This window comes from Shewanella sp. SW1, from assembly GCF_025653545.1.
Lineage (GTDB): Bacteria > Pseudomonadota > Gammaproteobacteria > Enterobacterales > Shewanellaceae > Shewanella > Shewanella oncorhynchi.
Genome location: NZ_JAKKSG010000011.1, coordinates 119,190 through 132,531 on the forward strand (window position 1 = coordinate 119,190; position 13,342 = coordinate 132,531).

The following is a 13,342-nucleotide window of genomic DNA, read 5'->3' on the forward strand; positions in this document are numbered from 1 at the left end:
CACCACAGTAAAGGCGCCACTAAGTTGTATGATAGCTGCACTGTAGCTGCACAATAATAGCAAGTGGCTGACCGCAAGGCTTAGAAACAGAGCTCCCGGATTACCAACAAGGCTCATTTTCCTGCATTGGATAGCCATATTGGTATTGATGAGGCGATTATTAGTGCTATTCGACTCATAAAATGAGGCGAATAGGTTTGTTAATCGCCTCATTATGTGAGTAGAATGGGCTTGTTATTCGACTCATGGGGTAGATATGTGGATTTGGCAGCAAGCCGATTGGCCTAAGTTTCATTGGAACACCAGCAGCATTGATGCCTTGCTGCGTCAGGTCTATTTCAATCAGGGCCAGTTGCTTGGCAAGCAACTGCTAAGTCACGACGATAGCTTATTAACTTCAGACGCTGCACTCGACACCTTACTCGCTAACATTATCCATTCCAGTGCCATCGAAGGTGAAACGCTCAATGCGGCTTCGGTGCGCTCATCCTTAGCTAAAAAACTCGGCGTGACTGAAGACAAACCGTATCCGACAACAGCACAAACCGATGGTTTAGCTGACATTATGCTCGATGCCTTAAAAAATTTAGAGACTGAATTAACCCTCGAACGGATATTGGGCTGGCACAAGCAGTTATTTCCGCAGGGTTATACACTGTTTAACCCCGTTATTGGCGGAACACTGCGTGGCGATACACCTATGCAGGTTGTCTCAGGCCGGATTGATAAACCAACGGTACATTTTGAAGTACCCTCTAGAGCGTCATTGGATGCTGAACTCTCGCAGTTTATCGAATGGTTTAATGCATCACGGCAAGAGCTGGGTTTAGATCCGCTTATCCGCGCGGCGATAACTCACCTTTGGTTTGTGACGCTGCATCCGCTTGATGATGGCAATGGGCGCATCACTCGCCTATTGACCGATTTGGCCTTGGCACAAGCGGAGAAACGCTCGATTCGTTTTTACGCTATGTCGGTCAGTATTCTTGCCCGTCGCCAAGCCTACTATGACATTTTAGAGTCCACTCAAAGGGGTGATGTCGATATTACTCCTTGGTTAGTCTGGTTTTTTGAAACCCTCAATGACTGCTTACTCAATGCGATGGCAGATGTGAGCAGAACACTGTCGAAAACTCAGTATTGGCAAAGTGTCGACCAATCCTTATTGAGTCAAGAGCAAGCCAAAGTGCTCAATCGCATGTTAGATGGCGATTTTGAATTAGGGATGAATAGTAGCCAGTACCAAAAAGTCGCTAAGGTGAGCCGCGCCACCGCCACCCGTCACCTTGCGCAAATGGTCGAGCAAGGCTTTTTAGTGAAAGCTGACGCCGGCGGCCGAAGTACGAGGTACTTATTGCCGAGTGGGTAGTAGAGAGGCTAGTTTGCCTTTGTGGGGAAAATGCTCACTTGTTGAACATTTGGCCCGTGTGGAGTTACGGTCTTTATCGTAATAAATCTATTAGTTTAAAGCCTAGGCTGTATTAACGTACTATCGCAAAAGATAAAGCCATCACACAAATCGCAATTTGAATCAAATTGTTATGTGATATATTCGCTACAACTTTGATTGTTAGTCTTGGGGCATATCTGGCTATGGAACAGGTCGGGATTTACGAAAAGCTTATTACTCAACTCGTTGAGCAGCGCTTAGATAAGGACATATTTTTTATTGGAGAAAGGAAGCTAGAAGTTGCTGAGGCAAGTGTTTGGCTTTCACGTTTTCTTACTAAAGTAATTGAATATGTGATTAATTCAGTTCCCGCAGATGAAAACCAAGTTATCAATCAAATCAGTTTGGCTAACCGGTTAGTGATGTGGCTCAAAGAGCACATTAACGATGATGATTTTATTGATGAAAATCTCATCGATAGCCAAGGTAGGATACTTACTGCTCTCTTTAACAAGCAAAATCCTATTGCAACTGATTTACCTAAATATACGGCCGCCATATTTCCATTAACGGGGCTCACTCAGAGTGAGCTTTTTTGTGGCAGTAATGCGGGATTATCGCTTGAGAGTGAGCTTAAACGTGAGATCCGCTCATCAGATAAAATCTATTGGCTGGTGTCATTTATCAAGTGGGCGGGGATTCGCATCTTCAAGCATGAACTTGAGGAATTTACACGCAGTGGTAAAGAGTTACGCATCATCACTACATCGTATATGGGCGCGACGGATGCTAAAGCCGTCGAGTTTCTAGCCAGTTTGCCTAATACCCAAGTCAAATTAAGTTACAACACTAAACGTGAAAGGCTGCATGCAAAGTCCTATTTATTTCTACGAAATACGGGTTTTCATACCGGTTATATCGGTTCTTCAAATTTATCGCATTCGGCATTGACCAGTGGGCTTGAGTGGAACCTTAAGATCACTACCCAAGAAATTCCCCACATCATTGATAAATCACTCAGTACCTTTGAAACTTACTGGGAATCGAACGAATTTGAGCTTTTTAGCGGTGATACGAGCAGTAAAGAAAAGTTAAACAATGCGCTCAAAGAAGCGAAAGGCAGCGGTACTGAATCGAGCTCATTTCATTTTGACATTAAGCCGTTTGCGCATCAGCGAGAAATCCTCGAACAGCTTGCAGTAGAGCGAAGCGTTCATGGCCGTTTTAAAAATCTCATCGTCGCGGCAACCGGCACGGGTAAGACTATTATTTCCGCGTTCGATTTCGCGCGGTTTTATAAACTGCATCCAGAAGCCAATTTTCTATTTGTTGCCCATAGGCAAGAAATTTTACAGCAAGCCCTTGGCGCTTATCGCGGTGTGTTAAAGAATAATCAATTTGGCGAGCTATGGGTGGCAGAGCATAAACCTAATAGTTACAAACACTTATTTGTATCAATCCAAAGCTTGAATCTGCAACTTGATAACCTACCATTAGCGGCTGATTTTTATGATTATATTGTGATTGATGAAGTCCATCACGTTGCTGCGAGTAGTTACCGAGGACTATTAGAACATTTTGAGCCGACGATTTTACTTGGGCTGACGGCAACTCCTGAACGCCATGATGGTGTTGATATTTTAGTGGACTTTTGCGGTGTCATTGCCGCAGAAATACGTCTGCCAGAAGCCATCAATCAACGGCATTTATGTCCATTTCAATATTTTGCGATCGACGATAACACCGACCTTAGCAAGTTAAATTGGAGCCGTGGCCGATACGACGTTGCTGAGCTGAGCAATTTATATACTCACAATGAACAGCGTGTGACGCGTATTATTCGCAGCCTAGCTGAAACCGTAACCGACATAGACAATATTAAGGCGTTAGCCTTTTGTGTAACCAAGGAACACGCCGAGTATATGGCGAAGAAGTTCAATTTGGCGGGAATCAGCGCCGATGTGCTGACCAGTGATAATCGCTCTGAAAGCCAACAAAAGCGGCAGAGCTTGGTCAGTGGCAAATTATCCATTTTGTGTGTGGTGGATATTTTCAACGAAGGTGTCGACATTCCAGAAGTGGACACCTTGTTGTTTTTACGGCCAACGGAAAGCTTGACCATATTCCTGCAGCAACTTGGCCGTGGCTTGCGTCTCACCGATGATAAGCAGTGCTGCACAATATTAGATTTTGTCGGAAATTCACGCGATGAATATGATTTTTCACAGAAATTTAGAGCGTTAGTCGGTAAAACCAATCAGTCGATAAAAGATGAAATTCTGAATGACTTTCCGCATCTACCGCTAGGGTGTCGAATTGAGCTTGAGGAAAAAGCGCAGTCGATGATTTTGCGCAATATTAGCCGCGCAACGCTCAATGCCAATCGATTAACCAGTCTAATGGCAAACTTTAAATATCAAACTGACTTGCCGCTCACGCTAGGCAACTTCTTACGTCTTAATCCGCAAGTAACCTTGGAAGACATTTATCGCATCAGGATTAATGGCCAATGTGGATGGACCTTATTAGTCGAGGCTGTTCAGGGTAATCAAATTGCTGAACCTACTGCGCAGTCCGATTTAGCCAAAGCCTATTATCGCGCGATTAACTTTCACTTGCTCGGCTGTACTTCATTATCCTATTTAATCTTTATCAAACAGTTATGCCAAAATGATTTTGTCTTTAATGGGTTGGATCCTATTCAAAATCAGTTTGCTTTGATGTGTCATTACAACTTTTGGGATAAGTCAGGTACAGCTCTAAACGTTAACAGTTTAGCGGCTAGCTTGCTGATGCTACGTAATAAGCCGTTGCAGGAAGAGTTATTGGCAGTATTGGCGATACTGATTAACCGGATACACCATCAAGAAATGGATTTGGAATTAGCGCAGCCCAGCGCATTGAAAGTGCATTCTCGTTATACTCGTGAGCAAATTTTAGCGGCAATTGGTGCAAGTACATTTGTGGCTAAATCGCCCTCAAGGGAAGGTGTGCTTGCGATTAATGAGCAAAACCTCGAGTGTTTATTTGTGACGTTAAATAAATCAGAGAAGCAGTTTTCACCGACAACCATGTATCACGACTATGCCATTAGCGAGCATCTATTCCACTGGCAATCGCAAAATAGCGCACGGCCAGAACGAGGTAGGGGTCTTAGTTATATTGAGCAACAAAAGCTGGGGAAAACTGTGCTGTTGTTTGTTCGAGAGCAATCAAAAAATGAAAATGGCCGCACTATGGGATTCGTGAATTTTGGAAAAGTGCATTATGTCAGCCATAACGGTTCACAACCCATGAATGTCACATGGCGATTAGAACAACCAATCCCTGATGTAATGTGGCATGACGCGGCTAAACTGGCTGTGGGCTAAGTACTACTTCCCCAGTCTTTCTGCCAACTTCTCCATCAAAAACTCGATCAATACACTCACCTTAGTCGGCAAATATTTCCGCTGCGGATAAACCGCGTAGATGCCATGTTCGGGGAGGGGATGGTCTGCGAGCAAGGCTTGTAGGCGGCCAGCGTGTAAGTCGGCTTCGACCATGAAGCGCGGCAGGTTGGCTATGCCTAAACCATCGAGTGTGGCTTGGTGGATGGCATCACTATTGTTGACTTGGTAGTTACCGTTTGGCTGAATGCGAGTTGGGCCCTGCGGGCTTAAGAAGGTCCATTCAACACCATCACGAAAGTATGAGTAGAACAAACAGTTATGTTGGCTGAGTTGCTGCGGCGTTTGTGGTGCGCTGTGGCGAGCAAGATATTCGGGTGAGGCGCAAATCACACTTAAACAAGGGGCAATTTTACGGGCAATAAGGCTTGAATCTGGCAGATCGCCGATGCGAATTGCCAGATCAAATCCGCCAGCAATTAAATCGGTTGTCTTATCATCCATCTGCATTTGTAGCGGTATTTTCGGATAACGGCGTAGAAACTCGGGGATTAAAGGGGCGATATGTAAGCGGCCAAATACCATAGGAACTGCGATGCGCAGACTGCCCTGAGGCGCTTGTTGTAGCTCAGAAATGGCGTCCAAGCCGTCTGCTGCGAGTTTAACGGCAGGACGAACATAGTCAAAATAGCGGGCGCCCGCTTCGGTAAGGCTTAAGCTGCGAGTGGTACGGTGCAAAAGTTGAATACCCAGACTTTGTTCTAATAGGGTAATGCGTTTACTCACCGCCGATTTACTCAGTCCAAGCTTTTGACTGGCCAGCGAAAAGCTACCGCATTCCACTACAGTGACAAAGATAGGTAGTGCTGAAAAGTGCTCCATGGTGTCCTTAGATTATCGCGTTCCCCCGCCATTATTGTTGATGATACCTCAACAGTCAGTTTTTATTATCGTGGTTATCATTGCCCGTGATGCAAGGTAGACTAATGCACTTGCCGATTGCGGGTGTCGACTGTGAAGCCTAGTTATTTTCGCGCTCATCGCTCATGTTTATCACTTATCTTGATTACTGCTAGGTAGTTAGCCACAGCATTGCCGCAATCGCCGATGTACCATTCTCGATGCCACTGAACGGCATGGGGATGGGTTTTAGCTATTTTGTCAGAAAGAGAGTTCCTATGTCCTTGCCTTACCAATGGATTTTGTTTGATGCCGATGAAACCCTATTTTATTTCGATGCCTTAAAAGGGCTTAAATTGATGTTTAGTGAGTTTGGGGTCGATTTTACCCAAGCCGATTTTGATGAGTATCAGTTAGTTAACAAACCACTTTGGGTCGATTATCAAGATGGCAAGATAACTGCCGCCGAGTTGCAGACCATACGTTTCGAGCCTTGGGCTGCCAAATTATCTGTCACGGCGATGACGCTCAATAGTGCCTTTTTATCGGCAATGGCCGAAATTTGTTCGCCGCTACCCGGTGCCCGCGAGTTATTAGCCGCGCTCCAAGGTAAGGCAAAATTAGGCATCATCACTAACGGTTTCACTGAGCTACAAACCGTGCGATTAGAGCGTACAGGCTTACAGCATCATTTTGATATTTTAGTGATTTCAGAAAAAGTCGGCATAGCCAAACCTGATGTGGGTATCTTTGAGCATGCCTTCGAACTCATGGACCATCCTGATCGCGAGACTGTGCTCATGGTCGGTGATAACCCGCATTCTGATATCCAAGGCGGCATCAATGCAGGTATTCATACTTGTTGGTATAACGTCCACGGCCACGATGTACCCGCCGGTATCGCCCCGCACTATCAAGTGAGCTCGCACCAAGAGCTGCAAAAAATCCTGTTACCGTAAACGATTGTTCACTGAGCCTAGCTCAGCACTTCGCACTCGATATTTTTGGCTAAGAGTGAGTGCTTTAACTGATATTCCCTCAGTGCCATAAAATACAAACAGCCCTTACATTAAGGGCTTTTTGGTATCTAAAACGCGTTAACTATCATTACTCAACGTTTTGGAACTGAATGTTGGTTTTTTATTGTTGCTATATAAATCAATGTGTTGAATTTAGTTTCTTTATTTTTAAGTGATTTTAGTCACCACTTTAGTCCCACTTTGTTAAGTGTGAAGTGGTTAGTTGTGTCGGTTCTGCATTTCAATTAAATTCAGCACTCCTTGGCAATGACTCCCCCATTTCTTTTGTCTTTTATGGTCAGGCTACCCGCCATAGCGGGTTGAACTATATTTAACGCCTATAGCGTGTGAATGTGTTTTTAACGGCTTAAGCGTGTAAACCTTGATTTACCTGCTTTAGCGTGTACAGTAAGAGTTAAGAACAGTTTAAAGGTAAAGCTATCATGAAGGTGACCAACGCAAAACAGTTGAGTACGTATCTAAAAGATGCGCGACTGAACGCGCAGCTCTCGCAAAGCAAGGTGGCTAGCAAGGTAGGTATTCGCCAGGATACCGTTTCAAGCTTTGAGTTGAACCCGGATTCGACCAAATTAGAAACGCTGTTTAAGATCCTTTCTGCATTAAACCTAGAGCTAGATATAAAGGTTCGGAATCCACAGCTGGTGGATGAGCGCCGCCATGATAACGCCACCGTGTCTGAGCAAGAATGGAAGGAGGAGTGGTAATGGCAGTGCTTGATGTTTATATGAATGGCTACCTTGTGGGTGAATTGACCAAATCATCCACAGGCTCTCATCAGTTTGCGTATGCCCAGCAGTGGCTAGCGATACCCGGTAGTCGCCCAATTTCTTTGTCTATGCCGCTACGCAAGCAAGCCTATAAAGGTGATGAAGTTTATAACTTCTTCGATAATTTGCTACCTGATAATCTCGAAGTGAGAAACAGGGTCGTTGCTCGTCATAATGCTGATTCGACACAAGCGTTTGACTTACTCGCTAAAATTGGTCAAGACAGTGTGGGTGCATTACAGCTTGTCCCCCATGGTCAGCCCCCCTTTGATACCAAAAAGATTGAGTCTAAACCGCTATCCGATAAGCAGTTGGAAAATGTACTCAAGGGTTATCAGTCCAATATCCCCTTAGGCATGCTAGCCGATGACGATGACTTTAGGATTTCTATTGCCGGTGCCCAAGAAAAGACGGCATTACTTAAACTCAATGGAGAGTGGCGATTACCTATCAAATCGACACCCACTACCCATATCATTAAGCTACCTATAGGTGAAATAAACAGCCACTCTCACAGTATAGATATGTCTGACAGCGTCGAGAATGAATACCTGTGCATGATGATAGTCAGAGAGTTTGGCTTAGATGCACCCCAGTGCTCAATAATCAAAGTGGGTGATATTAAAGCGCTTGCTGTGGAGCGATTCGATCGCAGGCTCTCTTCAGATGGCACATGGATTATGCGGCTGCCCCAAGAGGACTTTTGTCAGACATTAAATATTCCACCAGCGAAGAAATATGAGAGCCATGGTGGCCCGGGTATTGAACAAATTATGCCTTATCTATTGGGTTCGATGAACTCGGAGCGCGACAGATATAACTTCATCAAGTCTCAGGTTTTGTTTTGGCTTTTAGCCGCAACCGATGGTCATGCTAAAAACTTCTCACTCTTCATTGAGGTCGATGGCGGATATCGACTAACGCCTTTTTACGATATTTTATCCATGTACCCTGTTATTGGTGGTAAAGGCTTAAATATTCGTGATGCCAAGCTCGCTATGGGCCTCAAGGCGGCTAAGGGTAAGAAGTATCAAATCAATCAAATTTTTCCACGGCACTTTATCCAAACTGCTAAGGCTGTGGGCTTTGATACTGGGATTATGATGGAGATGATGCGCGACATTGCTGACAAGGTAGAGGCTGTGGTTGTTAAGGTTAAAGCGCAGCTGCCAGATGATTTTCCACCACACATACAGGATTCAATATTGAACGGTTTAACTGACAGAATTAAGCGCATAGCTTAGAAACGGTAATGGTTAGGTGACATTAATCGTATTGAGTCAAGCTGTTTCAATTTTTACTCTAGTTTTAAATCAGTTGTATGTGTCGATTAATTGCTGCTTTGTAAACATGTTTGCAATACATGTCGATTGAATCGACATCAGCCACAACTTAATTATGCTAATTTTCTGTACCCATTTTCATCTTGTTGAGGCAAACACAGTGGCTTGGACTAGGTGTTAAATTAATACACGACACCATATAAGTTGGATGCACAGGTATGGCATGTATCGCTATTAAACATGTGGCCAATATTCTTCATTTTTTGCAATGTATGGATTTTCTTCACTGATTGATACTGTTTGAGCTCTTCAGGTGTTAAAAATCGTTTTTTCAGTCACCAACTCGATGAGTGGCGTATTCGCACATAGATCTACAGAGTCCAATAAGCCAAAAGGTTTGAATCTCGGGACATGCGGTCAACCATAGCAAAAAAGTGACTCGACATTGTTAGGGATGACTAAACCAATAAAACGGTAAGTCCATTCAGGATTGCCGATAAAGTGGATGGCATTTTGCTCTAAAAGCGATTCAATCGTAGGTATGGTATTTAGTTCCATTACAAATCCTTGTGTATTAATGCACTGCATAGCGTCCGATTTTGAGCATTTCAAAAGCACTTTTAACAGTTTTTTTCTCAGTGCCATAAAATACAAAAAGCCCTTAATGTAAGGGCTTTTTGGTATCTAAAACACGTTAACTATCATCACTCTACGTTTTGGATCTGCTCACGCATTTGCTCGATTAAGACTTTAAGCTCCACTGCGGCTGAGGTGATTTCAGTGCTGATAGATTTAGAGGCGAGCGTGTTCGATTCGCGGTTAAATTCCTGCATCATAAAATCTAAACGGCGACCTTCGCTGCCGCCTTTTTTGAGGATGCGGCGCGCTTCGGCGACATGGGCTTCGAGTCTGTCCATTTCTTCGGCGACATCTTGTTTCTGCGCCAGAAGCACCATTTCTTGCTCGATACGGGCGGGGTCGAGTTCACCTTTGATTTCTGCAAGGCGGTTGGTGAGCTTTTCGCGTTGATACAGCATCACCGTTGGCATGTGCTCGCGTACGACGGCGATTTGCTCGCTGACTCCGTCTAAGCGGCTTAGCAGCATGTCTTTGATGGCTTCGCCTTCACGGCCACGGGCTTCGATGAATTGATCTATGGCTGAGTCGAAGGCTGTCATCAGATCGGCGCCGATCGCATCCATATCTTGTTCACCGCTCGCTAGCACGCCCGGCCAGCGCAGGATGTCGGTCAGATTGACATCGCCTTGTCCCGCTTCTTGCTTGAGCCAAGTGGCGGCGCCTAATAGCTGTTTTGCTAGCGCTTGATTCAACTGCAGCTCGTTATTGCTGTTGTCTGCCAATTCGTAGCGCAGATTGACTTCCACTTTGCCGCGGCTTAAACGTTTACGAAGGCGGTCGCGCAGTACGGGTTCGAAGCTGCGGAATTGCTCGGGTAAACGTAGGTAAGTTTCGAGATAACGTTGATTGACTGAGCGAATTTCCCAGGAGGCTGTGCCCCATTGTGCTTTGTGCTCGATGCGAGCGTAGGCTGTCATGCTTTGGATCATGGGTTGTCCTAATGGTGTAATCGTCATAATGAGAGGCGATTATAGAGTCAATGGCTTTAGGATTAAAGGCATACAGTAAATATACCCAAGCTACCTGAAGATACGAGCTTCAGAGCGCCTAGGGTGCTTCAATTCAAGGCGCAGCAATGACAGAATGGGCTACCTTTTGAATTGATGTAACACGGAAGTGAAGTGCCCTAGGCGTTCCGTCTCGGCGGCTGATGTTAACCACGGGGTAACGCACTTTATGCTGCGTTGGTTATTTTTAACTTAGCCCGCTAGGCCTGCAAATAACCGCAATCGCCATGGATGGCGTGAATGCCATTTATGCAGGAGCAATAAAGGGCCTTGCCTAAAGTGCGTTAAACTCCCGCTGAATTCTGCATCTTCAGGTTGTTTGGGTATAAGGGCACGGATTAGGCGTTTGAGTGTGATGAGTTTGCCAGAGAATCACCCTAAGCATGGCATCCTAAGGCTCAAGCCCTTATAATATGCAGCCAAAATCGGTCAATGACTCAGAATACAGGAATCTCGCATGCGTCCAAGTAACAGAACGCCAGCACAAACTCGTCCCATCACTATCACTCGCCAGTTTACGGCCCATGCCGAAGGTTCTGTGTTAGTGGAATTTGGCGAAACGAAAGTGCTTTGTACCGCCAGTTTTACTGAAGGTGTGCCACGTTTCCTTAAAGGTCAGGGTCAAGGCTGGGTAACGGCTGAATACGGCATGTTGCCACGTTCGACCCATAGCCGTATGGATCGTGAAGCTGCTCGCGGTAAACAATCTGGTCGTACGCAAGAAATTCAACGTCTTATCGGCCGTGCTCTACGCGCCTGTGTGGATATGAAAGCCCTAGGCGAAAACACTATCGTGATCGATTGTGATGTGATCCAAGCTGACGGTGGCACGCGCACTGCTTCTATCACTGGCGCTTGTGTGGCCTTAGTGGATGCGCTGAACTGGGCGCGTGGTAAAGGCATCATTAAATCTAACCCGCTTAAATTCCTTATCGCTGCTGTCAGCGTCGGTATTTACAAAGGTGAAGCAATAAGCGATCTAGAATATATCGAAGACAGCGCCGCCGAAACGGACATGAACGTGGTGATGACGGAAACGGGCAAGATCATCGAAATTCAAGGCACCGCCGAAGGCGAGCCATTCAGCCACGAAGAATTACTCGAACTGTTGGCATTGGCGAAGAACAGTATTCGTGAAATCGTCGATGTGCAGAAAGCCGCACTGAACTAATATTGTGGTGATGAAAAAGCCCCGTCATGTTATAGAGTGCGGGGCTTTTTATTAACTGCAGCTTTTTATCTGCAGCAAGATGCTAGTGTAGTGCAAGCCTTGTACCGAATAAAAATCCCCCATAATAAAAAACCAATAAAATACAAAGTCGTAAGGAGATATTGTGAAAGCCTATCAACGTGAGTTTATTGAATTTGCCCTAGAACGTCAGGTGTTGCGATTTGGCGAATTTACCCTTAAATCGGGCCGTATCAGTCCTTATTTCTTCAATGCGGGTTTGTTCAATACTGGCCGTGACTTAGCGCGTTTAGGCCGTTTTTATGCCGCTGCGTTAGTGGACTCTGGCATTGATTACGACTTACTGTTTGGCCCTGCTTACAAAGGTATTCCGATTGCTACGACTACGGCCGTTGCCCTGTGTGAGCATCACGATATTGACATTCCTTACTGCTTTAATCGCAAAGAGAAAAAAGATCACGGTGAAGGCGGCAGCTTAGTCGGTAGCGAGCTGAAAGGCCGCGTGATGCTCGTCGATGACGTGATCACTGCGGGTACTGCGATTCGTGAGTCGATGGAAATCATCGAAGCCCATAAAGCACAATTAGCGGGCGTGTTGATTGCTTTAGACAGGCAAGAGAAAGGCAAGGGCGAGTTATCGGCCATCCAAGAAGTTGAGCGTGATTTTGGTTGTGGCATAGTGGCAATTATTAAACTCGCCGACCTAATCAGTTATCTGTCTGAAAAGCCTGGAATGGAAGTGCAACTTGCCGCCGTGAGTCAATATCGCGAGCAATATGGCATTTAAGTCTAGTGTTTGACGGCTGGTATTGATCAAGCGGCTATCGCAGGCTTGGTGAAATCAGTTAATCAGCCAGCATTGATCTTAGCTAGGTTGAGAAGGGTTTGATTGAGTTGGTATGAAAACAAAAAACGCTGCGATTCTATAGAAGGAATCGCAGCGTTTTTTTGTTGATTTGTATTGATTGCTATTGATTTAGGCACGCTTTAAATCACATTACGCTTCAATACACTTATTTAGACTGGTGCAAAAACTCGGCGCGGGTTGCGGGGTTAGATTTGAAAATACCGCCCAGAGCTGTGGTGGTGGTTGAACTGGTGGAGTCCATCACGCCACGGGATTTGACGCAGTAATGCACGGCATCCATTTTAACGGCAACGTCTTTGGTTTCGAGCAAGGTCTGCAGCGCGACTAACACTTGCTGAGTCAAACGCTCTTGTACCTGAGGGCGTTGAGCAAAGAAACGCACAATACGGTTAATCTTTGATAAACCAATGATTTTTTTGCGTGGCAGATAAGCTATGGTGGCAGTACCATCGATCGTCACTAAATGATGTTCGCAGGTGCTGGTGAGGCTAATGTCTTGCACTCGCACCATTTCATCGAAGCCCATCTTATTGTCGATAACCGTGATCTTAGGGAAGTTCGCATAATCTAAGCCGGAGAAGATTTCATCGACGTACATTTTAGCAATGCGGCGCGGGGTATCGGCAAGGCTGTCATCTGACAGATCCAATGACATTAATGTCAGGATTTCTTTCATGTGATGTTCAATCTTGTCTTTACGTTCTTCACTGCTGTAAACGCTTGGGAGCATTGGGGTTTCAAGCCCACGTTCTAATAACGCGGCTTGTACTTTTACTGCTGCTTCACTTAATGCCATCTTATCCTCCACTACGTCGTAGCGGCTATAACAGAAAACCTATGCTGATCATCGCGTGGTACTTGGGCTGTTCA

11 protein-coding genes are annotated in these 13,342 nt (G+C 45.3%); 7 read left to right on the forward strand and 4 right to left on the reverse strand.

The features are described 5' to 3' along the window. Positions 1-256 precede the first annotated feature (256 nt). Together L5M71_RS11695 and L5M71_RS11700 are read left to right on the forward strand one after the other, a co-directional pair. Positions 257-1,369: a Fic family protein gene (locus L5M71_RS11695; protein ID WP_263207443.1), complete on the forward strand. Its 1,113-nt coding sequence runs from the start codon at positions 257-259 to the stop codon at positions 1,367-1,369. A gap of 224 nt (positions 1,370-1,593) precedes the next feature. Next, complete coding sequence (locus L5M71_RS11700) at positions 1,594-4,761, forward strand: DUF3427 domain-containing protein (RefSeq protein ID WP_263207444.1); 3,168 nt, start codon at positions 1,594-1,596, stop codon at positions 4,759-4,761. A 3-nt stretch (positions 4,762-4,764) separates the two neighbouring features. Here the strand turns inward: L5M71_RS11700 and L5M71_RS11705 are convergent, their stop codons facing one another. Then, the gene (locus tag L5M71_RS11705; RefSeq protein ID WP_263207445.1) at positions 4,765-5,661 is read right to left on the reverse strand and encodes a LysR family transcriptional regulator; all 897 of its coding nucleotides are present in this window, start codon (positions 5,659-5,661) and stop codon (positions 4,765-4,767) included. A gap of 296 nt (positions 5,662-5,957) precedes the next feature. Between L5M71_RS11705 and yjjG the strand changes: the two genes are divergently transcribed. The 3 genes from yjjG (at position 5,958) to L5M71_RS11720 (ending at position 8,730) form a co-directional block, all read left to right on the forward strand. Beyond that, a complete protein-coding gene (yjjG, locus tag L5M71_RS11710; RefSeq protein ID WP_263207446.1) occupies positions 5,958-6,638 on the forward strand; it encodes a pyrimidine 5'-nucleotidase in 681 nt (226 codons plus the stop codon). Between the two features lie 503 nt (positions 6,639-7,141). Next, positions 7,142-7,423, forward strand: coding sequence for a helix-turn-helix domain-containing protein (locus L5M71_RS11715; protein WP_263207447.1), 282 nt, complete (start codon positions 7,142-7,144; stop codon positions 7,421-7,423). After that, on the forward strand, positions 7,423-8,730 hold the full coding sequence (locus L5M71_RS11720) for a type II toxin-antitoxin system HipA family toxin (protein ID WP_263207448.1): 1,308 nt from the start codon (positions 7,423-7,425) through the stop codon (positions 8,728-8,730). Before L5M71_RS11715 ends, L5M71_RS11720 begins: the two co-directional genes overlap by 1 nt. Positions 8,731-9,186: 456 nt before the next feature. Here L5M71_RS11720 and L5M71_RS11725 read toward each other — a convergent pair whose 3' ends face one another. Both L5M71_RS11725 and L5M71_RS11730 read right to left on the reverse strand, forming a co-directional pair. Beyond that, positions 9,187-9,327 carry a hypothetical protein gene (locus tag L5M71_RS11725; protein WP_258547664.1) on the reverse strand — a complete coding sequence of 47 codons (141 nt, stop codon included), beginning with the start codon at positions 9,325-9,327 and terminating at the stop codon, positions 9,187-9,189. Positions 9,328-9,473: 146 nt separating this feature from the next. Next, positions 9,474-10,337 (reverse strand): YicC/YloC family endoribonuclease, encoded by an 864-nt coding sequence (locus L5M71_RS11730; RefSeq protein ID WP_006086670.1) that lies wholly within the window; start codon positions 10,335-10,337, stop codon positions 9,474-9,476. Between the two features lie 535 nt (positions 10,338-10,872). Between L5M71_RS11730 and rph the strand changes: the two genes are divergently transcribed. Both rph and pyrE read left to right on the forward strand, forming a co-directional pair. Then, entirely contained in the window at positions 10,873-11,586 is a 714-nt protein-coding gene (gene rph / locus L5M71_RS11735) for a ribonuclease PH (RefSeq protein WP_006079862.1), read from the forward strand. 163 nt (positions 11,587-11,749) lie between these two features. Continuing rightward, positions 11,750-12,391, forward strand: coding sequence for an orotate phosphoribosyltransferase (gene pyrE, locus L5M71_RS11740; protein ID WP_006079863.1), 642 nt, complete (start codon positions 11,750-11,752; stop codon positions 12,389-12,391). 226 nt (positions 12,392-12,617) lie between these two features. Here pyrE and folE read toward each other — a convergent pair whose 3' ends face one another. Beyond that, the gene (gene folE / locus L5M71_RS11745; protein WP_006079864.1) at positions 12,618-13,268 is read right to left on the reverse strand and encodes a GTP cyclohydrolase I FolE; all 651 of its coding nucleotides are present in this window, start codon (positions 13,266-13,268) and stop codon (positions 12,618-12,620) included. Positions 13,269-13,342: the final 74 nt, after the last annotated feature.

Coding starts and splice junctions, on each gene's coding strand:
- L5M71_RS11700 (WP_263207444.1), top strand. CDS start 1,594: ATGGAACAGGTCGGGATTTACGAAAAGCTTATTACTCAACTCGTTGAG.
- L5M71_RS11720 (WP_263207448.1), top strand. CDS start 7,423: ATGGCAGTGCTTGATGTTTATATGAATGGCTACCTTGTGGGTGAATTG.
- folE (WP_006079864.1), bottom strand. CDS start 13,268: ATGGCATTAAGTGAAGCAGCAGTAAAAGTACAAGCCGCGTTATTAGAA.
- L5M71_RS11705 (WP_263207445.1), bottom strand. CDS start 5,661: ATGGAGCACTTTTCAGCACTACCTATCTTTGTCACTGTAGTGGAATGC.
- L5M71_RS11715 (WP_263207447.1), top strand. CDS start 7,142: ATGAAGGTGACCAACGCAAAACAGTTGAGTACGTATCTAAAAGATGCG.
- rph (WP_006079862.1), top strand. CDS start 10,873: ATGCGTCCAAGTAACAGAACGCCAGCACAAACTCGTCCCATCACTATC.
- L5M71_RS11730 (WP_006086670.1), bottom strand. CDS start 10,337: ATGATCCAAAGCATGACAGCCTACGCTCGCATCGAGCACAAAGCACAA.
- L5M71_RS11695 (WP_263207443.1), top strand. CDS start 257: ATGTGGATTTGGCAGCAAGCCGATTGGCCTAAGTTTCATTGGAACACC.
- yjjG (WP_263207446.1), top strand. CDS start 5,958: ATGTCCTTGCCTTACCAATGGATTTTGTTTGATGCCGATGAAACCCTA.
- L5M71_RS11725 (WP_258547664.1), bottom strand. CDS start 9,327: ATGGAACTAAATACCATACCTACGATTGAATCGCTTTTAGAGCAAAAT.